This window comes from Ahrensia sp. R2A130, from assembly GCF_000179775.1.
In the GTDB taxonomy this organism is placed as follows: domain Bacteria; phylum Pseudomonadota; class Alphaproteobacteria; order Rhizobiales; family Rhizobiaceae; genus Pseudahrensia.
On sequence record NZ_AEEB01000024.1, the window covers coordinates 1 to 25,666 of the forward strand.

Annotated in this window: 29 protein-coding genes and 1 pseudogene; 16 read left to right on the plus strand and 14 right to left on the minus strand. The window is 56.7% G+C overall.

Translation table 11 applies throughout. From position 1 onward, the window contains the following. The 4 genes from R2A130_RS15520 to R2A130_RS15535 all read left to right on the plus strand — a co-directional run. The coding region (locus tag R2A130_RS15520; protein ID WP_009465121.1) for a formate--tetrahydrofolate ligase at positions 1-442 on the plus strand (442 nt) is incomplete at its 5' end. Next, complete coding sequence (locus R2A130_RS15525) at positions 442-1,005, plus strand: invasion associated locus B family protein (protein WP_009465122.1); 564 nt, start codon at positions 442-444, stop codon at positions 1,003-1,005. The genes R2A130_RS15520 and R2A130_RS15525, both read left to right, overlap by 1 nt. Before the next feature lie 3 nt (positions 1,006-1,008). Then, a complete protein-coding gene (folD, locus tag R2A130_RS15530) occupies positions 1,009-1,923 on the plus strand; it encodes a bifunctional methylenetetrahydrofolate dehydrogenase/methenyltetrahydrofolate cyclohydrolase FolD (RefSeq protein WP_009465123.1) in 915 nt (304 codons plus the stop codon). Between the two features lie 128 nt (positions 1,924-2,051). Then, complete coding sequence (locus R2A130_RS15535) at positions 2,052-2,537, plus strand: MarR family winged helix-turn-helix transcriptional regulator (protein WP_009465124.1); 486 nt, start codon at positions 2,052-2,054, stop codon at positions 2,535-2,537. Here the strand turns inward: R2A130_RS15535 and R2A130_RS15540 are convergent. From R2A130_RS15540 to R2A130_RS15565, 6 genes are all read right to left on the minus strand, one after another. After that, entirely contained in the window at positions 2,534-3,661 is a 1,128-nt protein-coding gene (locus tag R2A130_RS15540; protein ID WP_009465125.1) for a CaiB/BaiF CoA-transferase family protein, read from the minus strand. The genes R2A130_RS15535 and R2A130_RS15540 overlap by 4 nt on opposite strands. A gap of 9 nt (positions 3,662-3,670) precedes the next feature. After that, positions 3,671-4,360 carry an ABC transporter ATP-binding protein gene (locus tag R2A130_RS15545; protein ID WP_009465126.1) on the minus strand — a complete coding sequence of 230 codons (690 nt, stop codon included), beginning with the start codon at positions 4,358-4,360 and terminating at the stop codon, positions 3,671-3,673. Further along, the gene (locus R2A130_RS15550; RefSeq protein ID WP_009465127.1) at positions 4,357-5,106 is read right to left on the minus strand and encodes an ABC transporter ATP-binding protein; all 750 of its coding nucleotides are present in this window, start codon (positions 5,104-5,106) and stop codon (positions 4,357-4,359) included. Before R2A130_RS15550 ends, R2A130_RS15545 begins: the two co-directional genes overlap by 4 nt. Continuing rightward, positions 5,099-6,094, minus strand: coding sequence for a branched-chain amino acid ABC transporter permease (locus R2A130_RS15555; RefSeq protein WP_009465128.1), 996 nt, complete (start codon positions 6,092-6,094; stop codon positions 5,099-5,101). The genes R2A130_RS15550 and R2A130_RS15555 overlap by 8 nt, the downstream gene beginning before the upstream one ends. Beyond that, on the minus strand, positions 6,094-7,014 hold the full coding sequence (locus tag R2A130_RS15560) for a branched-chain amino acid ABC transporter permease (protein WP_009465129.1): 921 nt from the start codon (positions 7,012-7,014) through the stop codon (positions 6,094-6,096). The genes R2A130_RS15555 and R2A130_RS15560 overlap by 1 nt, the downstream gene beginning before the upstream one ends. Positions 7,015-7,089: 75 nt before the next feature. Further along, positions 7,090-8,244, minus strand: coding sequence for an ABC transporter substrate-binding protein (locus tag R2A130_RS15565; RefSeq protein WP_009465130.1), 1,155 nt, complete (start codon positions 8,242-8,244; stop codon positions 7,090-7,092). 594 nt (positions 8,245-8,838) lie between these two features. On the opposite strand from R2A130_RS15565, the gene R2A130_RS15570 reads away from it, so the two are divergent. From R2A130_RS15570 to phoB, 7 genes and pseudogenes are all read left to right on the plus strand, one after another. Further along, positions 8,839-9,540 carry a sensor histidine kinase gene (locus R2A130_RS15570; RefSeq protein ID WP_371179400.1) on the plus strand — a complete coding sequence of 234 codons (702 nt, stop codon included), beginning with the start codon at positions 8,839-8,841 and terminating at the stop codon, positions 9,538-9,540. Between the two features lie 166 nt (positions 9,541-9,706). Further along, the gene (locus tag R2A130_RS15575; protein ID WP_009465132.1) at positions 9,707-10,744 is read left to right on the plus strand and encodes a substrate-binding domain-containing protein; all 1,038 of its coding nucleotides are present in this window, start codon (positions 9,707-9,709) and stop codon (positions 10,742-10,744) included. A gap of 181 nt (positions 10,745-10,925) precedes the next feature. Continuing rightward, positions 10,926-11,828: pseudogene (gene pstC / locus R2A130_RS15580) on the plus strand (phosphate ABC transporter permease subunit PstC); the annotation flags it as partial. Further along, a complete protein-coding gene (gene pstA / locus R2A130_RS15585) occupies positions 11,828-13,087 on the plus strand; it encodes a phosphate ABC transporter permease PstA (RefSeq protein ID WP_009465134.1) in 1,260 nt (419 codons plus the stop codon). The pseudogene pstC and the gene pstA, both read left to right, overlap by 1 nt. Next, positions 13,084-13,896: a phosphate ABC transporter ATP-binding protein PstB gene (gene pstB / locus R2A130_RS15590; protein WP_009465135.1), complete on the plus strand. Its 813-nt coding sequence runs from the start codon at positions 13,084-13,086 to the stop codon at positions 13,894-13,896. Before pstA ends, pstB begins: the two co-directional genes overlap by 4 nt. Positions 13,897-13,932: 36 nt before the next feature. After that, positions 13,933-14,637: a phosphate signaling complex protein PhoU gene (gene phoU, locus R2A130_RS15595; RefSeq protein WP_009465136.1), complete on the plus strand. Its 705-nt coding sequence runs from the start codon at positions 13,933-13,935 to the stop codon at positions 14,635-14,637. Between the two features lie 18 nt (positions 14,638-14,655). Then, complete coding sequence (gene phoB, locus R2A130_RS15600) at positions 14,656-15,357, plus strand: phosphate regulon transcriptional regulator PhoB (RefSeq protein ID WP_009465137.1); 702 nt, start codon at positions 14,656-14,658, stop codon at positions 15,355-15,357. Here the strand turns inward: phoB and R2A130_RS15605 are convergent. The 5 genes from R2A130_RS15605 to R2A130_RS18235 form a co-directional block, all read right to left on the minus strand. Next, positions 15,354-16,121, minus strand: a complete 768-nt coding sequence (locus R2A130_RS15605) for a hydroxypyruvate isomerase family protein (RefSeq protein WP_009465138.1) — start codon at positions 16,119-16,121, stop codon at positions 15,354-15,356. The two genes, phoB and R2A130_RS15605, sit on opposite strands and share 4 nt — an antisense overlap. Beyond that, complete coding sequence (locus R2A130_RS15610) at positions 16,118-16,768, minus strand: aldolase (RefSeq protein ID WP_009465139.1); 651 nt, start codon at positions 16,766-16,768, stop codon at positions 16,118-16,120. Before R2A130_RS15610 ends, R2A130_RS15605 begins: the two co-directional genes overlap by 4 nt. Continuing rightward, on the minus strand, positions 16,765-18,015 hold the full coding sequence (otnK, locus tag R2A130_RS15615) for a 3-oxo-tetronate kinase (RefSeq protein WP_009465140.1): 1,251 nt from the start codon (positions 18,013-18,015) through the stop codon (positions 16,765-16,767). The genes R2A130_RS15610 and otnK overlap by 4 nt, the downstream gene beginning before the upstream one ends. Before the next feature lie 146 nt (positions 18,016-18,161). Continuing rightward, positions 18,162-18,617: a DUF4112 domain-containing protein gene (locus R2A130_RS15620; protein ID WP_211098064.1), complete on the minus strand. Its 456-nt coding sequence runs from the start codon at positions 18,615-18,617 to the stop codon at positions 18,162-18,164. Further along, positions 18,614-18,781 (minus strand): YqaE/Pmp3 family membrane protein, encoded by a 168-nt coding sequence (locus R2A130_RS18235; RefSeq protein ID WP_009465142.1) that lies wholly within the window; start codon positions 18,779-18,781, stop codon positions 18,614-18,616. Before R2A130_RS18235 ends, R2A130_RS15620 begins: the two co-directional genes overlap by 4 nt. A gap of 169 nt (positions 18,782-18,950) precedes the next feature. Between R2A130_RS18235 and R2A130_RS19025 the strand changes: the two genes are divergently transcribed. Further along, positions 18,951-19,079 carry a hypothetical protein gene (locus R2A130_RS19025; RefSeq protein ID WP_009465143.1) on the plus strand — a complete coding sequence of 43 codons (129 nt, stop codon included), beginning with the start codon at positions 18,951-18,953 and terminating at the stop codon, positions 19,077-19,079. Between the two features lie 110 nt (positions 19,080-19,189). Here R2A130_RS19025 and R2A130_RS15630 read toward each other — a convergent pair whose 3' ends face one another. Both R2A130_RS15630 and R2A130_RS15635 read right to left on the minus strand, forming a co-directional pair. After that, on the minus strand, positions 19,190-19,750 hold the full coding sequence (locus R2A130_RS15630) for a sigma-70 family RNA polymerase sigma factor (RefSeq protein WP_009465144.1): 561 nt from the start codon (positions 19,748-19,750) through the stop codon (positions 19,190-19,192). An 11-nt stretch (positions 19,751-19,761) separates the two neighbouring features. Next, on the minus strand, positions 19,762-19,935 hold the full coding sequence (locus tag R2A130_RS15635) for a NepR family anti-sigma factor (protein ID WP_009465145.1): 174 nt from the start codon (positions 19,933-19,935) through the stop codon (positions 19,762-19,764). A gap of 201 nt (positions 19,936-20,136) precedes the next feature. Between R2A130_RS15635 and R2A130_RS15640 the strand changes: the two genes are divergently transcribed. The 4 genes from R2A130_RS15640 (at position 20,137) to R2A130_RS15655 (ending at position 23,721) form a co-directional block, all read left to right on the plus strand. Next, positions 20,137-20,913, plus strand: a complete 777-nt coding sequence (locus tag R2A130_RS15640; protein ID WP_009465146.1) for a response regulator — start codon at positions 20,137-20,139, stop codon at positions 20,911-20,913. Positions 20,914-21,043: 130 nt separating this feature from the next. Further along, entirely contained in the window at positions 21,044-22,006 is a 963-nt protein-coding gene (locus tag R2A130_RS15645; protein WP_009465147.1) for an HWE histidine kinase domain-containing protein, read from the plus strand. 257 nt (positions 22,007-22,263) lie between these two features. Continuing rightward, positions 22,264-23,325, plus strand: a complete 1,062-nt coding sequence (locus R2A130_RS15650) for a sensor histidine kinase (protein WP_156798573.1) — start codon at positions 22,264-22,266, stop codon at positions 23,323-23,325. Between the two features lie 21 nt (positions 23,326-23,346). Next, positions 23,347-23,721: a YidH family protein gene (locus R2A130_RS15655; RefSeq protein WP_009465149.1), complete on the plus strand. Its 375-nt coding sequence runs from the start codon at positions 23,347-23,349 to the stop codon at positions 23,719-23,721. Positions 23,722-23,725: 4 nt separating this feature from the next. Here the strand turns inward: R2A130_RS15655 and R2A130_RS15660 are convergent, their stop codons facing one another. Next, the gene (locus R2A130_RS15660; protein ID WP_009465150.1) at positions 23,726-25,666 is read right to left on the minus strand and encodes an acyl CoA:acetate/3-ketoacid CoA transferase; all 1,941 of its coding nucleotides are present in this window, start codon (positions 25,664-25,666) and stop codon (positions 23,726-23,728) included.

Genomic DNA, 25,666 nt, shown 5'->3' on the forward strand with positions numbered 1-25,666 from the left:
TGATGGTTCCGCAGGTATCACCGATCTCGCCGAGCGTATCGTCCAGATCGCCGACAGCGACATGGCGCAATTCCAGACGCTCTACCCGGACGACATGCCACTCATGGGCAAGATCGAAACCATTGCCAAGCGCATCTACCGCGCCGACGAAGTGTTGGCCGACAAGAAGGTCCGCGATCAGCTGAAACAGTGGGAAGATGATGGCTTTGGCCATCTGCCCGTCTGCATGGCAAAGACGCAATACAGCTTCTCCACCGACCCCAACCTGCGCGGCGCACCCACCGGCCATTCCGTGCCGGTGCGCGAAGTTCGCCTCTCAGCAGGCGCAGGCTTCATCGTCGTCGTCTGCGGAGAAATCATGACCATGCCCGGCTTGCCACGTGTCCCATCATCAGAAACCATCATGCTCAATGATGAAGGGCTCATCGAAGGCCTGTTCTAATGCTGAAATATCTTGCCAGATTTTCTCTTGTCGCGGTCGCTCTAACGACGACCCCGGCTTCTGCTGGCGAGTGGTTCACCCACCCATTTGGAGAGTTGCGGGCCTATCATGGCTCGTGGCTCGCCGTTTGCAGCGACAGCGGTCGCGGTGAATGTCGTGCCGTTCAAATGGCGGGAGACGATGGCAGCGGCTCGTTCTTCGGGTCACGCCGCATGAGCATCGTCGTCAAGGAACCACAAGGCTACACCGTTGAGATTTTCCAGCGTGGAATGACAACTCCGATATCCGGCAGCGTCACACTGAACATCGATGGCTCCAGAACGAACCTCACAGATGATCAATGGTCAGACGGCGCACCTGAATACACCAATGTGCTGGAAACATTTTCTCTGCGGGGAGACGGTCTGATGAACAAGCTCGTTGCCGAAATGAAGGCAGGCAACCAACTTTATGTCCGCCATTCGCCTTCAGAAAACGATCGCCGCACCATTCGCTTTGACCTGCACGGCTTCACGTCTGTGATGAACGCAATAAACAAGCACCTGCAAAACAGAAAGAACTAACCCATGGCTGACATCATCGACGGCAAGGAATTCGCAGCCAAAGTTCGTGCGCAGGTGGCGGAACATGTGACCGCTATAAAGAATGACCACAACATCACACCCGGCCTCGCCGTTGTGTTGGTGGGCGAAGATCCCGCATCACAAGTCTACGTCCGCAACAAGGGTAAGCAGACGCTGGAATGCGGCATGGCGAGCTTCGAGCACAAGCTTGATGTCGACACCGATCAGACAACGCTGATGGCGATCATCGAAAAGCTGAACGCTGATCCTGCCGTCCACGGCATCCTGTGCCAGCTTCCATTGCCAAAACATCTCGACGAAGAAGAGGTGCTCAACGCCATCCTGCCGGAAAAAGACGTGGACGGTTTTCACATCTCCAATGTCGGCCTGCTCGCCACAGGCCAAAAAGCAATGGTGCCCTGCACACCGTTGGGCTGCCTGATGATGCTGCGGGAAAAGCACGGTTCGCTGTCCGGCATGAACGCAGTTGTCGTCGGTCGTTCCAACATTGTCGGCAAACCCATGGCGCAACTCCTGCTGCGCGACAGCTGTACCGTCACCATCGCTCACAGCCGCACCAAGGACATCGAAGCGCTGTGCAAAACAGCCGACATTCTGGTGGCAGCGGTCGGCCGCCCTGAAATGGTGACGGGTGATTGGGTGAAACCAGGCGCCACCGTAATCGACGTAGGCATCAACCGCATCGACGCGCCTGAAAAAGGCACAAAGGAAGACGGAAGTGTCAAAACGCGCCTTGTGGGCGATGTGGATTTCACGTCTGCTGGCGAAGTCGCAGGGGCCATCACGCCGGTTCCCGGTGGCGTAGGCCCCATGACCATCGCCTGCCTGTTGGCTAACACGCTCACCGCCTGTTGCCGCGCCAACGGTTTAGCCGAACCACAAGGCCTAACCGCTTAAACAAAAACGAGATTTCGCAGGTTCACTCTGGGTCTGCGACATAAACTCTCACTGCCAGATCGTTGACTTGTCATTGATCTGATCTAGACATGCCCGATCACTGTGAATAGATTGCCGACGGAAACCACTTGAAATATAACGACGATCACCTCGACCCTGAAATCCTGCGCTCCATGCTGGCCTACCGCTTCATGGTCATCCAGCCGAAGCTGAATGCGCAGGCTGCTCAACTGGTAAAAGAGCAGGCGGGCCTAAGCCTGACGCAATGGCGTATCGCAGCTCTTGTAAAAATGTACGGGCCGGAAGTCGCATCTACAGACATCCTGCGTGACGTCAAAATGGACAAGGGCATGTTCAGCCGTTCGCTAAAGAGTCTCATTGATCAGGGCATCATCACACGCCGTGCAGACGAAAACGATCAACGCAGAACACTGCTGTCACTGACGGCTGCGGGTGAGACAATCTACAAGCGCACACTCCCCTACATTCATGCCCGCGAGCGCCATCTGGTGCACGACTTCACAGAAGAAGAGCAGGCTTGCCTTGATAGCGTTCTGACTAAGCTCGAACGAAATTCGGAATTCCGAAAATTCAACGTGGGCATTGAGGCCTAAGGGCCAGCACCAAATTCCTGCCGAACAGCTTCCGTGTGTTCACCAATATCAGGCACAGCACGCGCCTCTATCTCTGGTCGGAGCGGCGGGACAGCCAACGTAAAATCGCCGCCTGATACGCTTGCCTTGGACCTTCTCACCGCGGGGTGGTTTGTAACACCTGACACCGTATTGATCCGCGCCCCAGCCAGATTACCGGCCTCAAGCCGAACGAGCGCATCTTCGCATGTGAGCTTTACAAAGACTGGCGCCATTTCACCGTCCAGCGCTGCACGATTTGCATCACGCGCGGGATTGTCGTGAAAGCGCGGGTCGTGCTCGAGGTCTGGCCGCTGCAGAGCCACCGTGCAAAAACGCGTCCACTCCGCAGGGTTCTGCACCACCACCATTACTTGCCCGTCGGAACACTCGACCGGCCCGTAGGGATAGATGGAAGCGTGCGCCAAACCGGAACGCGGCACCTCACGGCCCAGATGTTCGTAATGCATCATCGGCACATTCATCCAGTCGGCCATGGTGTCGAACAAAGTCATCTCGATAGCGCGTCCATGACCGGAAATAGATCGCGCGATCAACGCCTCCAGCACGGCGGCGTGGGCGTTCATTCCACACGCGATGTCCGCCAGTGATACGCCGACTTTCACCGGTGTGTCCGCAGTTCCTGTGACAGCACAGACACCACTTTCCGCCTGCACCAGCGCGTCATACGCGCGGGCGTTGGCGTAGGGCGTGTCGCCGCCATAGCCAGCAATCTGCACGGCGATCAGCTTTGGGTTGGCAGCTTTCAATTCGTCGAAACCAAGTCCCAGCCGGTCCACCGCGCCACGCGCAAAATTGCTGACAAGCACGTCGGCCTGCTCCGCCATACGCCGCACAATGGCGAGGTCATCGGCGTTCTTAAGATCGAGAACTGCGCTTTCCTTGCCCCTGTTCAGCCAAGCAAAATATGCGCTGGTGCCGTGGACAGCTCGGTCGTAGTGGCGGGCGGTCTCGCCACCGGCACGCTCGATTTTAATCACCCGCGCACCGGCATCAGCCAGCCGTTGCGTACACATGGGCGCGGCCACCGCCTGTTCGATGGCGACGACGAGAAGGCCGGAAAGCGGTTGGGCGGGGTTGCTCATGGGTCGAACCTACACGCCGAGGTAACGGTCGGCCAAATCATCTGTCAGATCAGACGAAACTCCCGACCAGACCGTCTCACCCTTTTCGATCAGCACGCAACGGTCCACCACGCGTAACAATTCAGCCAGCGTTTTATCGACGATCAGGATCGCCTGTCCCTCGCGTTTCAAACCCGCGATAGCGTCCCAGATTTCACGACGCACAACCGGGGCCAACCCCTCTGTTGCTTCGTCCAAAACCAACAAACGCGGGTTCGTCATCAACGCGCGGCCAATGGCGAGCATCTGTTGTTCTCCGCCGGAAAGCGTATCGGCCATCTGACCTGCCCGTTCCCCAAGCCGCGGGAAGAGGTCGTGAACCTTCGCCAGCGACCATGTTCCGCGTTGGGCAGCTACGGTCAGATTTTCAGCGACCGACAGGTTGGCAAAACAGCGCCGCCCTTCCGGCACCAAACCGATGCCAAGCTTTGCGACACGATGGGCAGCCATCCCACCGGTTTTCATGCCGGCAAATTCGATGGACCCGCCGGACAATGGCAACAGGTTCGAGATGGTGCGAATGGTCGTGGTTTTGCCCATGCCATTGCGCCCCATCAGCGCGACGGCTTCGCCTTCCGACACATCGAGATCGACACCGAACAGCGCCTGCGTTGCGCCGTAGTGGGCGGCAACCGCTTCGAGCTGCAACAACCGGCTCACGCGCCCTCCCCCAAATAGGCTTCGCGCACTTGCGGGTCGCTGCGAATATCATCGACGGACCCGTGGGCGATCACCTTGCCGCCCACCAACACGGTAACACGATCAGCCAGTGCGAATACCGCATCCATGTCGTGTTCGACGAGCAAAATAGGTGCCTGCGCGCGAAGACCATCGAGAATGGATGTCAGTACCACCGAACCGCCGGGCCCGATACCGGCCATGGGTTCGTCCATCAAAAACACCTTCGGCTTCAACGCCAACGCCATGCCAAGTTCCAACTGGCGACGTTCGCCGTGGGAAAGGCTCGCCGCCTTCTCGTTGGCGCGGGAACCGAGACCAGCGTCGGTAAGATGCGTCATCGCAGGTTCGGTCAAAGCCTTATCGTTTGCCGCACGACGGAAGAACGAGAAGCTGCGGCGGCTATGGCCCTGCACAGCGAGCATCACATTTTCCAGGGCTGTAAAATCGTCGATCAGCGAGGAAATCTGAAACGTGCGCGCGAGGCCTGCTGCGCTGCGGCGGGGAACATCGAGCGCGTTGATGTTCGCGCCATCAAAACTCACCTCGCCTTCGTCAGGCACCTGCTCACCGGTGATCTGGCGAATGAAGGTGGATTTGCCTGCGCCGTTAGGGCCGATCAACGCATGGATTTCACCAGCGCGCAGATCGAAATCCACAGCGTCACAAGCCGTCAGCGCGCCGAAGCGTTTGGTGATCGCGGCCGTGGAGAGGATAGGTTCAACCATGGTGCGACGCCTTTCCCGACAGAAAAGCGATCGCACCACCACGTGCAAACAACACGACGCCAAGCAAAATGAGACCGACGAAGAACTGCCAATGTTCCGTCCAGCCACCCAACGTGTTTTCCAGCACAACGAACAACGCAGCGCCGAGCAGCGGGCCGAACAATCGCGCGGTGCCGCCCAGAATGATGAACACGATCAACTCGCCAGACGTCTGCCACGACAGCATGGAGGGCGACACGAAGCGGTTGAGATCGGTGTAAAGCGCCCCTGCCAAACCGGTGATCGCACCCGACAAGATGAATGCAACGTAGCGGATGCGGAAGGGTGCGATGCCCACCGCCTCCAACCGTTCGCCGTTCTGTCGCGCTGCCGCCAAAGCCAGCCCGAAGCGGGAATGGGTGAAACGATCCACCAGCCAGATGACGAGCGCAAGAACCACAAAGCAGACGATGAAGAACGGCAACGGCACCAGCGTGTTCAGCCCCGGAAAACCGTTACGAACGTAAGTCGGCAACCCGTCCTCACCGCCGTAGCCGGGAAATGAGATGGCGAAATAATAAATCATCTGCGCGAAGGCGAGCGTGAGCATGATGAAATAAACACCCGCAGTGCGAAGCGCGAAAAGGCCGATAAGAGCGGCCAATAGGGCAGACACCACTATTGCGACCAGCCAGATGACCGGCATGCTCTTCGTGCCTTCGATGAGGAACGGCACCGTCATCAAAGGTTCGGATGTGAAGGCGTGACTGGCGAGAATTCCGCAGACGTAACCGCCCGCACCAAAGAACGCCGCATGGCCAAAAGAAACCAAACCGCCATTGCCGAGCGCAAGGTTCAGGCCAGTGGCGGCGATGGCAAGGATTGCGATGCGGGTGGCCAGTGTGATGGTGAACGTCTCGCCCGTCGCCGATGCCCACAGAACCGCAGCGGGCAACATGAGCAGGACGGCCAGATCAACGATCCGTTCGCGGGACATTTTGAAACCCATCAGTGTTTCGCCCCGAATAAACCTGTCGGGCGCACCACAAGCACGCAGGCCATGACGATGTAGATAAGCATGGAGGACAAGGACGATCCCACCGCCGTTGCGCTGGACGGCTCCATGAATTGCGCAAAAAGCGCGGGCAGCATGGAACGGCCCAATGTGTCGGACAGGCCCACGATCAACGCACCGACGAACGCGCCGGGGATCGAGCCAAGGCCGCCGATGATGATAACGACAAAGGCGAGAATAAGCACCGGTTCACCCATGCCCACTTGCACCGATTGCAGCGATGCCACCAACGCCCCGGCCAGCCCTGCCAGCGCTGCGCCAAGCGCGAACACAAGTGTGTAGAGACGGTCTATATTCACGCCCAATGCAGAGATCATCTCGCGGTCGGATTGTCCGGCGCGGATACGCGCACCGACACGGGTTCGCGCAATGAAGATCATCAAGCCAGCAGCCAGCGCAAGACCGACACCGATGATGAAAAGGCGGAACAGCGGATATTGAATGCCGCCGGGCAACGTCACCGCGCCGGACAGGCCTTGCGGTACGGACAGGTAGAGCGGGAACGAGCCGAACAGCCACCGCGTGCCTTCGGAAAAAACGAGTATCAGCGCGAAGGTTGCCAGCACCTGATCGAGATGGTCACGTTTGTAGAGACGGCGGATCACCGCCAGTTCCACCACTGCACCTGCAGCGGCGGCAAACACAAGGCTCGCCGCAACGCCGAGCCACCACGAGCCGGTCGCAGCAGCAACAGCGGCACAGGCAAATGCGCCGACCATATAAAGCGAGCCGTGGGCGAGATTGATAAGACCCATGACGCCGAAAATCAGCGTCAGCCCCGCCGCCATGAGGAACAGCATGACACCGAATTGCAAGCCGTTCAGCGCCTGCTCCGCGATCAGGGTCCATGTCATGTAATTGTTCTGCCTTCAAACAAAACGGGCGGCAGACCGATCATCGGCCCACCGCCCGTTGAAGCTGCGCGTCGCCTACTTAAGCGCGCACTGTTCGGCGTAGGCATCGCCACGGGCAATGAGGCCGGTGGAGATGATCTTGTTTGTGAACACATCACCTTCTTTCACCACTTCGCGGACGTAGATGTCCTGAATGGGGTGCTGGTTGGTGTTGAAGCTGAACTTGCCGCGAACGGAATCGAATTTCGCAGCCTTCAGCGCGGTGCGGAATGCGTCTGCATCCTTCACATCGGCTTCCGCCATGGCGGACAGGATGAGGTTTGCCGTGTCGAAACCCTGGCTTGCGTAGAGCGATGGCAGACGACCATATTCAGCCTGAAACGTTTCCACGAACGCTTTGTTGGCAGCGTTGTCGATGTCCTTGTTCCACTGCGACGTGTTCTTCACACCCAGCGCCGCTTCACCCACGGCCTGCAAAATGCCTTGGTCGAATGAGAAAGCAGGACCAACCAACGGTTTGTCGACGCCGGAACCAGCATACTGCTTCATGAAGGCGATACCCATGCCGCCGGGCAGGAAGAAGAACACGCTATCGGCACCCGATGCACGGATCTGCGCGATCTCGGCGGCGTAATCGGTCTGGCCGAGCTTGGTGTAGATCTCGCTTGCCACTTCACCTTTGAAAAACCGTTTGAAACCGGTCAGCGCGTCTTTGCCAGCGGGGTAGTTGGGCGCAAGGATGAAGGTCTTTTTAAAACCGGCATCGTTGGAATAGGCACCGGCAGCTTCGTGCAGGTTGTCGTTCTGCCACGCGACGTTGAAGTAGTTCTGGTGACAACCGGCACCAGCCAGTGCGGATGGGCCAGCGTTAGGCGACAGGTAGAATTTGCCCTGCGCGGTGGCAGCTGGAACAACAGCCATGGCGAGGTTAGACCAGATGATGCCTGTGAGGATGTCGACCTTTTCCGACTGGATCATTTTATCAGCAAGCTGCACGGCGATGTCCGGCTTGCGCTGATCATCTTCCACCACGACGGTGAGGTCGGAATTGCCAGCCTGTTTCGCGGCCAGCATGAAGCCGTCCCGCACATCGACACCAAGGCCCGCACCACCACCGGTCAGCGTGGTGATCATACCGACTTTGACAGGTTCGGCCTGCGCGGAAAGCGTGCTTGCAGCCATTAGGGCCAGTGCAGCTGCGCCAGCGGCCAGTTTGGAAATCGTCTTCATTCTAGATCCTCCCGAGATCATCTGTTGCCGTTCCTCAAGAGCCGGTCATCGCAAACAACCTAGAGTGGCTTTTCCGCCGCGCAAAGGCCGCAGCGAGGAAAAATGCGCGCTTATTTAACGGGTGCCACAATGGCTTTCACGAAACTGTCGCAAATGCGATGACAGGTCGTGCGGTTGCCGAAACCACTGATCGCGCAAACACATGTCGCTCTTCAACCCCATGCCCCGCAAACCAGACTGGACCCAATGTCAGACCCGCGCTTTGCACTGCTTGATGAGATTCATGATCTGGTTCTGGTGCTCGATCCAGACCGCACGGTGGTCTTCGTCAATCGCGGTGCGGCGGTGCGACTGGGCGCAATGCATCTGGGGCGGCCCTTCATTCACGTCATCCGCAATCCGCAATGCCTTGATCTGTTGGAACAGGTGGAGCGCGGCGCAGCATCTGCTGCCGATACGATCACACTTCGCACGCCCACCCCCGGCACGTTCCGCATTCGTGTCAGCCGCAGCGATGCCGGAAATGATACGCGCGAAACACCTTTTATCGTGGTCGCGATGTTGGACATCTCCGAACAAATCGCCGCCGAACAAATGCGGTCGGACTTCGTGGCGAACGTCTCCCACGAATTGCGCTCACCACTCACGGCATTGTCCGGTTTCATCGAAACCCTGCAAGGACCGGCCAAAGACGACGCGGATGCTAGCGACCGTTTTCTCACCCTCATGCAGGCCGAAACAGGCCGCATGACGCGGCTGATCGCCGATCTTTTGAACCTGTCGAAGGTGGAGGGGCGACAAGCGGCGCGGCCCACAGACGAAATCGAACTGCAGAGGATTTTGGCCCGCGCATGCACTCTGGTGCAGCAGCGCGCCGATGATGCGGACAAGGTCATTCGCTTCGATATCCCGTCGGAGCTGCCGTCGATCCGCGGCGATGAAGATGAGCTGGTTCAACTGGTCCAGAATCTGCTGGAAAATGCCGTGAAATATTCAGCGCCGGGAACCGCGATCGACGTCAGCGTCACGCCGGACACGCGAACCCCCGGCATCAGTGGCCCAACCCTCACCGTTGCCGTTCGTGACCACGGTGAGGGAATCGCCCGTGAACACCTGCCTCGCCTGACCGAGCGATTCTATCGCGTGGACGATCATCGCGGGCGCAAAAGCGGTGGCACAGGCCTGGGCCTAGCCATCGTGAAGCACGTTGTTCAGCGCCATCGCGGTCGTCTGCATATCGAGTCCGAAGTGGGTAAAGGCAGCATCTTCAAGGTTCACCTGCCGATAGAAGGCTAGCGTTACCGCCAACCGGTGTTGCGAAACCGCTTTCACCCACAGGCTGTCACGAAAACTGTCACACAAGTGTCACCCACCGTTCCTAGGCAACACCTGCAAGGGGCAAACGGCCACGTCTGGCCACCCCTGATGAGACTCTCTTCCGACCTTTCTAAAAGGATCAATCATGAAAAAGACAATAGCTCTCAAGGCCGCTCTGCTTGTTGCAGCAGCAGCCATCGTATCCACACCAGCCGCAGCACGCGACCAGATCAATGTCGTCGGTTCCTCCACTGTGTTCCCATTCGCAACCGCAGTCGCTGAACGCTTCGGTAAGGGCACCAGCTTCGGTACGCCTGTTGTTGAATCAACTGGTTCCGGTGGCGGTTTGAAACTGTTCTGCTCAGGGACAGGTGCCAACACGCCGGACATCACCAACGCCTCGCGCCGCATCAAGGCATCTGAAGTTGAACTTTGCGCGTCCAACGGCGTGAAGGAAATCGTTGAAGTTAAAGTCGGCTATGATGGCATCGTGCTCGCCAACTCCCGCGCAACAGCGCCGCTGGCTGTCGACATCAAGGACATCTACAACGCGCTCGCCAAAGAGGTCGAAGTTGACGGCAAGATCGTCGCCAACCCCTACACGATGTGGAACGAGGTGAACCCCGCTCTGCCCGCCACCAAGATCGAAGTGCTTGGCCCGCCACCAACCTCCGGCACGCGCGACGCTTTCGTTGAGCTCGTGATGGAAGAAGGCTGCGACATGTTCCCGGCCATCGCCGCGCTGAAAGACAGCGACAAAGATCGCCACTCCACGGTGTGCAAGTCGGTGCGCGAAGATGGTGGCTACGTCGAAGCCGGTGAAAACGACAATCTCATCATCCAGAAGTTGGAAGCCAACGCAGACGCCTACGGCATCTTCGGCTTTTCCTTCCTCGATCAGAATGCCGACAAAGTGCAGGGTGCCACCATCGGTGGCAAGGAACCTACGTTCGAGAACATCGCAGACGGTGCCTATCCCGTGTCGCGCTCGCTGTTCTTCTACGTGAAGAAGGCTCACGTCGGTGTCATCCCCGGCATCGAAGAGTTCCTGGCCGAGTTCACCTCGGAAGGTGCTATGGGTGAAGACGGATATCTTGCCGATAAAGGCCTCATCCCGATGCCGGAAGACGAGATGGCCAAAATTCGCGATGATGTGAAGAACTTGAATCCCCTCTCCATGTAAGCGGAATTTCCGTTTAGACCCCCTTTCAGAACAGGAACCCGGCGGTCGATTTAGGCCGCCGGGTTCAACACTTTCCACGACGAGGTGGCTTTCCATGAACATGGCGATTGATGACCCGGCCACACGGTCCAGTTCTGGCGCGGTGCATTCGATTGTGCGCACCTCATCACGCGACCTCTTTGTCGACCGTGTGGTGCGCGGCGTTCTGATCGCCTGCTCGCTGGTGGCCGTGCTGACGACAATTGGCATCGTAGCCTCGCTGCTTTTTGAATCCTTGCGCTTTTTCCAGCGCGTCCCGATCACAGAGTTTCTCTTTGGCCTGCAATGGAGCCCGCAGACGGCTCTTCGCGCCGATCAGGTCGGCTCATCCGGTGCATTTGGCGCTGTTCCTCTCATCACCGGCACATTGTTGATTTCGGCCATCGCGCTCATCGTTGCGGCACCGTTGGGCCTTCTATCGGCTGTCTATCTCGCCGAATACGCATCGGAACGCGCCCGCGGCATTATCAAGCCATTGATCGAATTGCTCGCCGGTATTCCAACAGTTGTTTACGGCTTCTTCGCCGCCCTCATCGTCGCCCCGATGTTGCGCGGCGGAGGAGACCAAGTCGGTTTCGACATATCATCAGAATCAGCGCTAGCCGCTGGCCTCACCATGGGTGTGATGATTATTCCGCTGGTCTCATCGCTCTCAGATGACGTTATCAACGCCGTTCCCCGCGCGCTGCGTGAAGCCTCATACGGTTTGGGTGCAACGCAGTCAGAAACCATTCGTCAGGTCGTGTTGCCCGCAGCAATTCCCGGCATCGCAGGCTCCATGTTGCTGGCAGCATCCCGCGCGATTGGCGAAACCATGATCGTGGTCATGGCAGCCGGTCTTGCTGCAAACCTTACGGCCAACCCCTTCGAGGCCGTCACCACAGTCACCGTGCAGATTGTCACGCTGCTGACAGGTGATCAGGAATTCGACAGCGCCAAGACGCTGTCCGCCTTTGCACTCGGCCTCCTGCTTTTCGTCATCACGCTGGCGCTGAACGTCCTCGCGCTCCGCATCGTCGACCATTACAAGGAGCAGTACGACTGATGCCCTCTCCAGCTTCCTCGATCCTCCGCAGCGGCCCCACAAAGCGCAGCAAGGCGGAAACCCGCTTCAAGATGTATGGCCTCGCCGCCATCATCCTCTCGCTCGGTTTCCTTGCGCTTATGGTCACGTCCATCGTTGTGCGCGGCACCGGTGCGTTTCAGCAAAGCTTCATCACCCTCGACGTCGCCATTCCGGCAGACGTCGATGTGAACGACATCAACGCCCCCAACTGGGGCGGCGTGTTGAAGAAGGCGTTGCGCGAACGTTTCCCCGACGCCAAATCCCGCAACGACAAGCGCAGCCTCTACCGCCTCGTTTCATCCACCGCAGAGTTCACGGTGCGCGATGCGGTGGCCGCCAATCCGGCGCTCATTGGCACAACGGCCCCTATCGCTATTCGCGCATCGTCCGACATCGACATGCTCATCAAGGGTAATGTCGATCTGGAGCTACCGGAAAACCAGCGCCGCGTGACCGACCAACAGGCCGCATGGCTGACCGATCTTCAGCAGGCCGGAGTGGTGGAAACATCGTTCAACAAACAATTCTTCACCGGTGGCGATAGCCGCGAACCGGAACAGGCCGGCATCTGGGGCGCTGTCGTTGGCTCGTTCCTTTCACTGATGGTCTGCTTCACCCTCGCCTTCCCGCTAGGCACCTTGGCCGCCGTCTATCTGGAAGAATTCGCCCCCAAGGGACGCATCAGCCAGATCATTGAAGTGAACATCAACAACCTCGCTGCCGTGCCCTCCATCGTGTTCGGTCTGTTGGGACTGGCGATCTTCCTCAACTTTTTCGACCTCCCGCGTTCCACTCCGCTCGTCGGCGGCATGGTGCTGGCGTTGATGACATTGCCAACCATCATCATAGCGTCCCGCGCCTCGCTGCGCGCAGTACCGCCCTCCATCCGCGAAGCTGCTTACGGCCTTGGCGCTTCGAAAGTGCAAACCACGTTCCATCACGTGGTGCCGCTGGCCATTCCCGGCATGCTCACCGGCTCCATCATCGGTATGGCTCAGGCGTTGGGCGAAACCGCACCTCTGTTGATGATCGGTATGGTCGCCTTTATCGTCGATATCCCATCCGGTGTGCTGGATGCTGCAACCGCCCTACCCGTTCAGATTTTCCTCTGGGCCGACGCGCCGGACCGTGGCTTCCTCGAGAAAACTTCCGCCGCCATAATGGTGCTGCTGGGTTTTCTTATCATCATGAACATTATCGCGATCGTGCTTCGCAAGAAACTGGAGGTCCGCTGGTGACCCTTAATCAAGAAGCGACCCTCGCTGAAACTGCCCCCGTCGCAGACCAGGTTGAAACCATCATTGATGTCAAAGATGTCGACGTCTTCTACGGTGACAAGCAGGCCATTCATACGGTCTCCGTTCCCATCGAAGCCAATACCGTAACGTCCTTCATCGGCCCGTCAGGTTGCGGCAAGTCCACGCTGTTGCGCTGCCTGAACCGCATGAACGACGTGATCCCGATCTGTAAGGTAACCGGCGATATTCGCTTGGCCGGACAAGACATCTACGCACCCGAAGTCGATGTTGTGGCGTTGCGCCGCCGTGTCGGCATGGTGTTTCAGAAACCGAACCCGTTCCCCAAATCCATCTTCGATAATGTCGCCTACGGCCCGAAAATCCATGGCCTCGTAAAGTCGAAATCGGATCAGGAAGAAATTGTTGAAAGCTCGCTAAAACGGGCAGGTCTGTGGAATGAGGTGAAGGATCGTCTGTCCGAACCCGGCACCGGCCTGTCCGGTGGCCAGCAGCAACGCCTGTGCATTGCTCGTGCCATAGCCGTGCAGCCCAACGTTATTTTGATGGATGAGCCATGTTCTGCGCTCGACCCCATCGCCACCGCCACGGTAGAAACGCTGATCGACGAATTGCGCGAAAAATACACGATCATCATCGTCACCCACTCAATGCAGCAGGCCGCGCGCGTGTCGCAAAGAACCGCGTTCTTCCATCTGGGAGAACTCGTAGAATACGGTGACACGGAATCGATTTTCAACGCACCGCGCGAAGAGCGGACGCAAAACTATATCACCGGCCGGATAGGCTAGAAGAAAAATCCGCATCGGCTGAGGGAGAACAATGCCATGGAAAACGCACACATAGTCAAAAGCTTCGATGCAGATCTGACACGCATCGAGAACCTGATCCTCGAAATGGGCGGGCTTGTCGAAAGCCAAATCACAGGTGCGCTGGAAGCGTTGCTGGCGGGTGACGAAGAGCGTGCATTGGAAATCCGTGCGGCGGATAAGGCCATCGACGCGCTTGAAAGCAAGGTCGATGAACAAGCGCTCAGCGTGCTTGCCCTGCGTCAGCCTATGGCCACCGATCTGCGCTCCGTTGTTTGCGCGTTGAAGGTCGCGGGCAACCTTGAACGCACCGGCGATTATGCCAAGAACATCGCCAAACGAACCGTCGTTCTGGCGGATGTAAAATTACCCGGCAGCGCACCAAAAACGCTGAAGCGCATGGGCGCGTTGGTGCAACAAATGGTTGCTGACGTGCTGAATGCATACGTTGCAAAAGACCTCGCCATGGCTGACGAGCTTATCCTGCGCGATGAGGAAGTGGACCAGATCCACAACACCCTGTTCCGCGAATTGCTCACCTATATGCTGGAAGAACCGCGCAACATCACACCCTGCATGCACCTGTTGTTCATCGCCAAAAATCTGGAGCGGATGGGCGACCACGTCACAGCGATTGCCGAGCAAATTCACTACGTCGTCACTGGCGCCATGCCGACGGACGACCGCCCCAAGGCTGACCAGACCAGCGTTATGCCGCTCTAAGCAATCACGGGATATGGGATGAACAACATGTCAGACCCCAAAATTCTTGTCGTAGAAGACGAACCCTCCCAGCAGGAATTGCTGGTCTACAATCTGGAAAAAGCGGGCTTCCGCGTTGTCGCCACCGGAGATGGCGAGGACGGTGTTGCGGCAGCTCAGGACGAGAATCCCGCGCTCATCGTGTTGGATTGGATGCTACCCGGCCTGTCCGGCATCGAAGTCTGCCGCCAGTTGCGCCGCGATGCGGACACCCGCCAAATTCCCATAATCATGCTCACCGCTCGCGGCGAAGAGGGCGACAAGGTACGCGCGCTGGACACCGGGGCAGACGACTACATCGTCAAACCATATTCAGTAGCCGAACTGCTGGCCCGCGTGCGCGCCCATATCCGTCGGGCAAATCCCGCAGAAGTCGGCGAGATGCTGGAGCACGGAGACATAAAACTGGACCCATCTCGCATGAAGGTAGAGCGTTCCGGAACGGGTATCAAACTCGGCCCGACCGAGTTCCGCCTGCTCACCGTTTTCCTGTCACGCCCCGGTCGCGTGTGGACGCGCGAAAGCTTGCTTGAAAGAGTGTGGGAACACGATCTCGATATCGACCAGCGCACGGTGGACGTCCATGTCGGTCGCCTGCGCCGCGCGCTAAAGGTCAACGGATTGGCAGACCCGATCAGAACCATCCGGTCGGCAGGTTACTCGCTGGATTTCGAAGACTAGTCTCGCAGCGCGGACATCCAGTGCAGCGTTCCAGCAGTCGGTTGCGTGGGCTTGTATTCAGCCCCAAGCGGAACCTCCCATCCCATATCGCTGAGCAGAGCGAAAATGTGCTCGTAGTTCACTTCGCCATGATCGGGCGTTCCACGGTCGGGCACGGAAGCGAACTGGATGTGACCAATTACCGGCAGGAGTTTCCGCAACCTGTTGGTCAGGTCGCCGCCCATCAATTGCATGTGGTAGCAATCGAACATTAGCTTCGCCCGCTCGTCGCCAACATCGGCCAGAACTTCTTGTCCTTGTTCAACGGTGGACAGAAAATAATCCGGCGCATCATAGCGGTTGAGCGGCTCGATCAGAATGCCAATGTCGTGGGGCGCGGCCCGTTCGCAGGCATAGCGCAGGTTTTGAACAAATGTAGCATGAGCTTCCTGCCCTGACGCGAAACCCGCCATGACGTGAACATTCGTCGCTTCGATTTCAGCTGCGTAATCCACCGCCTGATCGACAGCAGCACGCGCATCCGCCTCACGACCGGGCAAAGCGGAAAGGCCGTTTTCGCCACCGACAACATCACCACGATCCGTGTTGAGGCCCAGCACCGGCAGGCCTGTTTCAACAAGTGCAGCCTTCACCTCATCAGCCGGTGTCGCGTATGGCCAATGCAATTCAACCGCATCGAAACCGGCTTTTGCAGCTTCGCGGATGGCATCTGGCAGACTGTGCTCGGTGAAGAGAAAACCGAGGTTGGCTGAAAATTTCGTCATGCGTCCCACTCCACATCGAACTTGGTGACAACGGCCTGCACTTGGTCAGGCGTCAGTCCGCGCGGGTTCATGCCTCGTGTCATCATCGCAAGACGCGCGGTATCCTCTAATTCTTCGACAGCATTACAGGCCGCTTCTATATCACGACCAGCAACCACCGGCCCGTGGTTGGCGAGCATCACCGCACTGCGTTTTCCCGCCAACCCACGCACCGCATCTCCCATGGCAGGATCACCAGGCAGAAAGAACGGCAGCAACTTCACGCGGCCCAATTTCATAATGCCGTAGGGCGTGAGTGGCGGCAGGAAATTATCTTCATCAGCATCAGTCATCATCGATAGCGCAACGCTGTGGCAGGAGTGCAAATGCACCACCGCACCCGCTGTTGATCGCGTGTCGTAAAAAGCGCTGTGAAGCGGCATTTCCTTCGTCGGCGCATCGCCGTCGATCAGTTGACCAGAAGCGTCAAACCGCGACAGCCGACCCGGATCAAGCCTACCGAAGCTCGTGCCGGTGGGCGAGACCAGCAGGCCGCCATCTTCAGTCCGCGCAGATATATTTCCCGTGCTTCCGCCGGTCAGACCACGCTCAAACATTGAAGCAGCCAAGCGGCAAATCAATTCGCGAAGATCAGCTTCCGCGCTCATCGTGGCGTTCCAGACAGCAACGCATCGGCTTTTGCGAAGAAATCGGGCGCACCGAAATTCCCCGATTTCAAAGCAACCACCAAGCCCGGTCCAGCGCGAAGAGCAGGCACACCGGGATCGATTTCCGGTCCAATTTCCAAAGTGTTCAATGCCAGCCCCTCAACCACTGCACCGGACGTTTCACCGCCCGCCGTGATGATGCGCGTGAAACCAGCCGCCACCGCAAGACGGACCAATTCGGCGAAAAACTCTTCCACCGCACCGGCAGCCCGTTCGCGGCCATAGCGCTCCTGAATATCGCGAACGACAGCAGGGTCGGCAGAGGAATACACCAGCGGCAAGCCATCAGCAGCAAGCGCCCAATCCAGCGCACTTTGGGCAGACACCTTACCTTCGATCACATCGGCAGCATCCACCATCATGGCAGGCGCAGCCTCGGCATGGAGCGCAACTTGTGCCCGCGTGGCGTTGGAACAAGAACCGGAAACCGCAAGTGCACGGCCCGCCTGCCTCGTCCATGCCGACCGAACATCAACAGCTTCAAACTCATCGAAATTCGCAGGCAAGCCCATTGCGACACCAGAGCCGCCGGTGACCAGCGGCAGGCCTTTCGCAGCGCGCCCAATCTCTAAAAGATCTTCATCGCGCACGGCATCCACCACAATGTGGCGATGTCCAGCGTCGTGCTCGCGGTCGAGCGCGGCCTTAACCGCTTCGCTGCCCGCCCAAACATCAGCAGCCGAGACATGACCCACCGAATGTTTCGATTGCAGCGCCATCCAACGCCGCAGGTCACTATCGGTCATGGGCGTCAGCGGGTGGTTCTCCATCCCACTTTCTGAAAGCAACTTGTCGCCAACGAACAGATGCCCCTGATAAATCGAACGACCCGTCCCGGGAAAAGCGGGGCAGACGATCACGCGGGCTGCCTCCAACGCTTCAGCCAGCGCGTCTGCGACCGGCCCAATATTCCCTTCGGCTGTGGAGTCGAATGTGGAGCAATATTTGAAGACGATCTGCTGACAGCCTTGATCGAGCAACCACCTTAGTGCTGCAAGCGACTGCTCCACGGCATCGGCAGGAGCAATGGATCGCGTCTTAAGAGCCACAACACCAGCGGCAGCTTCGACATCAGCCGGGCCATCTGGCACGCCTGTGTACTGCACGGTGCGCATTCCAGCCTTCGACAGCGTATTGGCGAGATCGCTGGAGCCGGTAAAATCGTCGCCAATACAACCGATCAGCACGAGCGCAAGACCATTTCCAAGGTCAAAGTTAGTTTGAACATCAGCACTCTTTCAGATCCGCAGGCAAAACAGTCTTACCGCACACTATGAAGGGCTATGTCGCCGAAGGAAACCGCTGGTCGGACCACTACATCGTCTTGCTGCGGCTAACCCGCCGTTTCGATATTTTCGCGCAAGGCTTCAGCCAGCAGCCGACGCTCCTCTTTCAGCAGCAGCAAATTTTTGGTGTTGGATTTGAACGCGAAGTCGAAAAGGTCTCCGACGACAGGAATGAGGCCAACGGCAAAATCCACACCGACATTGGCGATCATCTTCGCAATGATGTGTTTGCGCGCGCCAATCTTATAGGCGTCAGCAACAAAGATCGCAGACATGCCCGTTGTCGCAATATCGCCCACGACTGGCACCAGCCCAACGACACCGTCCAGCCCAAAGCGCATCTGCGTGCCAGGGAACCGGAAGCTGCTGTCAAGCCAGCGCTCCAGCATTTCCAAATGGTGGTCTTGCAGCACGCCATTGGGCCCGTCCGCCAATGTCAGTTGCTCGATCTCATCAGCGGTAAGGTCTCGGACGGCCAAGTCAGGAGAGATTTCTCTGCTCACAGCTTACCGTCGCGGGCAATGATCCAGACAGCATGCACAACGCCGGGAATGTAGCCCAGAATGGTGAGAATGATATTGATCCAGAATTGACCACCAATTCCCACGGTCAAAAAGACACCCAGTGGTGGCAGTAGGATCGAAAAGATTATGCGCAAAAGGTTCATGTTTGCAGCTCCGTTTGTCGTTCCCAACGATAACGCGTAGACCGTCACAATGTTGCGCTCCGCTCAGATATGATTCCTGAAATCTCGACAACGAGATTAGGGAACAGATCAACGGCTGCTGCGTTTTAGTTATAGTGGTCGTACGGCGACCGTAAAAATGGAGACGTGAATGACCCAGAATATCGCACCGCAAGACGCTCGTCAGGGCCGCAAAAGCCGTCGGGTCGTCAAAGTACTAGTAGCAGCACTTGCTCTGACAGCCGTAGCGTGGGTTGTGCTGGAATATGTCTGGAGCTAGCGCAGCAAAACAACAGTACTGTAAATGAAAAAGACCCGCATGGCGTAGCGCCATGCGGGTCTTTTGCATTTAAGAACTCAAATTTCGAGGTAGAATGCCGCTATCCGCGCCTAACGGCGGGAGTCCAAGGCCACTGAACCAACGATATGGCTTGAAATGGCATCCGGCCCGAACTCGCCTTCCTCATCAAGACCGAGATCTTCAACCAGACGACTTCTGGCGCGCGAAACGCGACTCTTAATGGTCCCAACGGCCACGCCAACAATTTCAGCCGCTTCTTCATAGGAAAATCCGTTGGCCCCGATAAGAACCAATGCTTCGCGCTGGTCTTCCGGCAAATCCTCTAGAGCTGCCTTGAAGTCCTGCATATCCATGTGGCCCTGCTGCTCGGGATGGCTTGCCAATTGAGACGCCAGCACACCCTCGCTATCCTGCACCTCTCGCCCACGCTTACGCATTTGCGAGTAAAACTCGTTGCGCATAATTGTAAACGTCCAAGCCTTCAGATTAGTGCCTGCCTGAAACAGGTGGTGCTTGTTCCACGCCTTCATCAGCGTTTCTTGCACCAAATCATCAGCCTTATCGGCAGTCTTGGTCAGCGATAGCGCAAAAGCCCGCAAGTTGGGAATGACGCTCAAAAGTTCAGTTTTAAATGTGTCGGGAACACTCATTGAAGCTCAAATCAGCGTTTGGTTGAGCTGGAATTTTCCAACTCTTGAAGCAGGTCGAGAAAACGGTCAGGAACCGGTTCAGAAATCACATCGGAATAAACCTGCTGCAATTTCTTACCCAGTTCCGCCTGCACTTTTGCCTCTAAAACGGGCTTAGGTTCATTTGCGTCATCATTACTATTCATCAAAAAAATTCCCGGCCCATCCAATTACCATTGCGCCGGCTACAAGGCCGGTAAGCTTTCAACGGGCGGCTGCAGATATGGTTCCAAAACATATTTTTTGGTCAATTGACACGGCAGCATCTGCCAGGGAAATGCTACGCCAGCGAACCGCTCAGGTTCACGAAAATATAGAATTCACACCCATTATGACAGGTGCCAGTTTTGTCGATCGTTGAAAATATCAAACCAAACCTCCCCTATCTACGCCGTTACGCCCGCGCACTCACCGGCACTCAGGAAAGCGGCGACACATACGTGGCCAACGTGCTGGAGGCGATAATTACCGATCCCTCGCAGATTGACGAAAAGCGCAATGCGAAGCTCGCTCTGTTCCATATCTTCTCGCGCATTTGGGCTTCGCTTGATGTGAATTTGGAACACGACCGTGCACCGACACCGGCTGAACGAAACGTAACCGGTTTGTCTGCATTACCACGCCAGGCCTTCTTGCTAACCTCCCTGGAAGGTTTCGACACCGCAGAAGCTGCTGAAATTCTGGAATGCAGCAAGGACGAGATCGCAACCTTGATCCAACAAGCGGGTGAAGAGATCGCCAGCCAGGTCGCGACATCAATTCTGATCATTGAAGACGAACCATTGATTGCGATGGATATAGAGCAGCTGGTCACAGATATTGGCCACGAGGTCACCGGGATTGCCCGCACTCATACTGAAGCTGTCGCGGAGATTGCAAAACGCAAACCGGGTATGATCCTGGCCGATATTCAACTTGCCGACGGATCATCGGGCATTGATGCCGTGAATGAGATTTTGGACCGCATTAATGTGCCGGTCATATTCATAACGGCCTACCCGGAGCGATTGCTCACCGGTGAGCGCCCTGAACCCGCGTTTCTGATCACCAAGCCGTTCCGACCGGAAACGGTGAAAGCGGTGATTTCCCAAGCCCTTTTCTTCGACCAACGTGCAGGAAGTTAGAAAAAAAGCTGCAGTCGGCTGACATCTAATGTGAACCAAACCGGCTGCAGCTCGTTTTACCTCACCGAAGAAGCTTTCCGCACAAAAACTTTTTCGCATCGTGTCAGACTGGGCGACAGAGGGAACTGCAATGAATTCAGCAGAACCAAAAATCTCCGCATCGCAACTCATGCGCGCACTGCAAGGGACAGATATCTGCGTCTTTTTCCAAGACTGCGATCTCGTTTACCAATGGATTGAGAACCCTCTTGCAGGTTGGAGCGAGGCTGACCTGATCGGTTTTTCCGACCGGCAAATATTTGAGCCGAAAGTCGCCGACCATCTGGTCGGGACCAAGCAAGACGTTCTGGCGTCGGGTAAGAACCAGAAAATTGAAGTCGAGGCTTCAAAAGACGGCGTCGTAAGCTGGTTCGACCTTTATTTGGAATGCGAACACGGAACAGATGGACAGCTGGCAGGACTACTATGCTTTGCGGTCGATATCACAGAGAAAAAGCGACGCGAGCACAATATGCGCGAGCTTTTGATGGAGGTATCGCACCGGTCACGCAACATGCTGTCTATGGTCCAAAGTCTGGCCAATCATTCGTTGAAGTCCGGCGACAACGATCACTTGCTTGAACGCTTCAACGACCGCCTGCAGTCCCTCGCGTCTACACTTACCGTCGTTACAGCGGCCGATTGGGATGGGGCTTCTCTTCACAAACTCATTCGAGCACAGGTTTTACCATTCGTGGAACGCGATAGCGTAATTGATATTACCGGACCAGATATCGATATTACGCCCAACGCTGCCATTCACATCGGACTGGCTTTCGAAGAGTTGGCCGCCAACAGCGCCCTACATAGGCAAGCGCCGATTATCGCCAGCGAAGTTGGCATCGCGATAAATGAAACTGGCGATGGGATTCTCGCTCGGTGGCACGAGAAGACCGACTACGACGCAAAAGGGGACGGCTTGGATGCGCTAACTCTGAAAAAAATCGTTCCGGCCGCAATTGGTGGAAGCTCACAGATCGATCACATCGACGGCAAACTGACATATAAGCTGCACGTTCCTGCGATCAATTTGCGAGAATACGCTGATAATTAAAGCGCAGTGATCCGCCTTAACTGCGACAGTTAGGCGTGTAGGAATTATATCAGCATTCTTTGACACGGGCACCTAAACATGACCCTAATGATCCACGCCTGAGGGGGCCTGAACACCGCTTTTTAGTCTGACATAGCGTGAAAAACCGCAGTTACAGACTCGCAAGCCAGGGATCAAGGGCCGCTATTTTGCTAAACGATCCAATCAACAAAAATTCTGCAGGCATTTCTTTGACGAAGCCTGACGAAACACGCGGCATGCGTGAGCTATCAAACGGCGATATCCACGCGCTTCTCGACGCCAGTCCCGATTGCATCAAAGTCGTCGAGATTGATGGATCCGTCGCCTACATGAATTTCAATGGCCAATGCGCCATGGATATAGATGATTTTAACGCGATACGTGGTCGTCAGTGGGTCAGTCTGTGGCCGGAACACGCGCAGATGTTGGTGCAGCAGGCGATCGCAAAAGCCATGCAGGGCGAGATCAATCGCTTCGAAGCTTTGTGCCCAACCGCAAAGGGCAAGCGCAAATGGTGGGACGTTTCAGTGTCGCCAATCACCGATGAACAAGGTCGGGTTAAACGATTGTTGGCCACGTCGCGTGACATCACAGAAATTGTCGAGCGAGAACGTAGATTGCGCGAACACGACACGCAGTTGATGGACTACGCCGAAGCGCAAAGCGACGCGTTAGCCGCAAAAGAAGAATTGTTGAAGGTGCAGGACACACTGCTGCGGGAAATCGACCATCGGGTGAAGAATTCTCTGGCGATGATCTCTAGTCTGTTGCGCATGCAGGCCTCGGCCTCGCGAAGCGAAGCGGTAGAAGACGAGCTACACGATGCGGCAAACCGTGTCCTGACCGTCAGCCGTGTGCACGAGAAGCTGTATCAAGGCCGTGACGTGTCTTCAGTGAACATGCGTGATTATATCGAGCCGCTTTGCACCGAAATCCGCGATGCAGTGTCGTCCGATGCGATCGAAATCAATTTCGATTTGCCCGATGAATTTATCTCCGCAGACATGGCGGTGGCTTTGGGTCTGATGGTCTCGGAACTGTTGTCCAACGCATTGCGTCACGGTTTTGAAGACAACGAAACGGGCCGGATCGACATTTCCTGCAAAGGCAACCGCGACGCATTCGTTTTCTCCGTTGCCGATAACGGCAAAGGTTTGCCAGCTGACTTCACGCTGGAAAAAGAGACAGGTTTGGGCATGAAGATTGTGCGGCTATACGCCAGCCAACTTGGCGGACAACTGACCCACACAAGCGAAGACGGCATCGGGGCTGAATTTAAGATTGCTGTGAATGTCTAAGGCAAGCTCCACGGAAATCTGATGGCTGACGACGACAAATCTTCCAACGAGTTGGCACAAGACCGGACAGACTGGGCGGAAGATCGCACAGTTCAGGCTAACGAACGCACGTTTGCCGGTTGGATGCGAACCGGAATGGCAGCAATCGGTATCGCAATCGCATTGCAGGCTGTATTCGGTGAGATGGAGAGAACATGGATACCAAAATCCGTCGCAACTGCGTTTCTCTTACTTGCTATGCTTATCTTTTATGCGGCTTGGAAAAATGCCTGCAAGCTCATTCAACGGCTAGACGCTCACGCCGCAGAGCCAGTATCTGCAAGCCGCTTTGGCACTATTGCATCGATAATGGCGGCAGGCGCTTTAGGGACCGGAATCGTGCTGTGGCTGATCTAACGCCTCACGTCTTGGCCTGTGCCCGAATGTAATCTGCAGCCTCCTGCCGTGTTTCGAAAATATGCGGCGGTATAGAACGGCTCTTCAAATCCTGCCCCAGTTTTTGCCGTAAAAATGCCGACGTCGTGTAACGGGTCGCTTCCAGATAATGATCGGTTTCCAGCTGTGCCATGAGATTGGCAAACCGTTCCGTCATGCGCGGTGCGATGAAAATGCCATCATAATTCGAAACCAGATTGACCTTTTGCCCCAGCGAATTGAAAAACGCATTCAGTCCGGTCGACAGCTCTTCTAGGTCATGCGGATCTTCGATTTCCAAACCAGACAGGTTGGCGAAGACGATGTTGTTTTCTCCATCATGCGTCAGCCGGTCTGACAGAGGAATTTCCAGCAATTGCTTCCGCAATTCCATCGGCTCCTCACTGAAGATACGGCTGTCCATCAGCTTCGGCTCACCATCGATGATAGGAGTGAATTCCATCAAATCGAGAATGTCTTTTTGAACATCGATACCCGGCGCAACCTCGGTCAATTGCAATCCGCCATCCACAAGCCGGAAAACGCAGCGCTCGGTGATGTAGAACACGTCTTGCCCACGGCTGGCGCCATAGGTGCCGTTGAAAGTGATCTGCTCCACATCGCCGATGAACTTGCGGTTGCGGCCTTCCGTGACGATCCGAAGCTTGTGATCCTCAACCGCAACTTCCAGCCCGCCCGCTGTAAAAGTGCCGACGAAAATCACCTTTCGCGCGTTTTGCGAAATGTTGATGAAACCGCCAGCACCGGCAAAACGTGTCTTGAAGCGTGAAACATTGACGTGGCCGTTCTGGTCAGCTTCCGCCATGCCGAGACAGGCGAGATCAAGCCCGCCACCATCGTAAAAATCGAACTGCTGGTTCATCTGAATGATGGCGTCGGCATTGATACCAGCACCAAAATCAAGCCCTGATTGCGGAACGCCACCCAGAACACCGGCTTCCGTGGTGAGCGTGATACGGTCGATCACGCCCTCTTCGTTGGCCACCGCAGCCACACCTTCCGGCATGCCGATGCCCAGATTGACGACACCGTTGACCGGCAATTCCATCGCCGCGCGCCGCGCGATAATTTTACGCTGGCACAGCGGCATGGAAGGTGGCGTGCCCACATCGGCTTTCATGCGGCCGGTGAAGGCATGGTTGTAGGGTGTCTTATAGGTCTGGTGATGTTCGGAATGATCCGCCATCACGATGCAATCCACCAAGTTGCCCGGCACCATGACTTGTCGCGGGTCCAGCGTGCCACCAGCTGCGATGCGCTCAACCTGCGCGATCACAAGACCGCCGGAATTCTTAGCAGCCATCGCAATCGGCAGCATGTCCAGCGTCAGCGCTTCACGTTCCATGGTGATGTTGCCATAGCGATCCGCCGTGGTGCCGCGAATGAGAGCGACGTCGATAGGAATGGATTTGTAGAACAGCCAATCCTCGCCGTTGATCTGCATCACCTCCACCAGCTTTTCAGTGGTGCATTCGTTGATCGCCCCGCCGCTCTGGCGAGGGTCCACGAAAGTGTGCAGGCCAACTCGGGAAAACATCCCGGGCTTACCGGCAGCGATGTCACGGTAAAGCTGCGAGATGCAGCCGAGCGGCAAATTGTAGGCTTCGATCTTGTTGTCGATGGCCAGCGCACCAAGCTTCGGCACCAGCGACCAGTGGCCGCCCACCGCGCGCTTCACGAGGCCAGGCGCTGCCAGCCGGTTGAGGCCTTTTTCGCCACCATCACCGGGGGCAGCAGCAAACAGAAGCGAGATACCGGATGGCGATTGCGTTTCAGCAAACCGCTCCTCCAACCCGCGTAGCAATGCTTCGGGCGTTCCGACACCAACAAAACCAGCCACACAAACTGTGTCGCCATCGCCAATCGTGGCAATCGCCTGTTCCAACGAAACGAGTTTATCGACCAT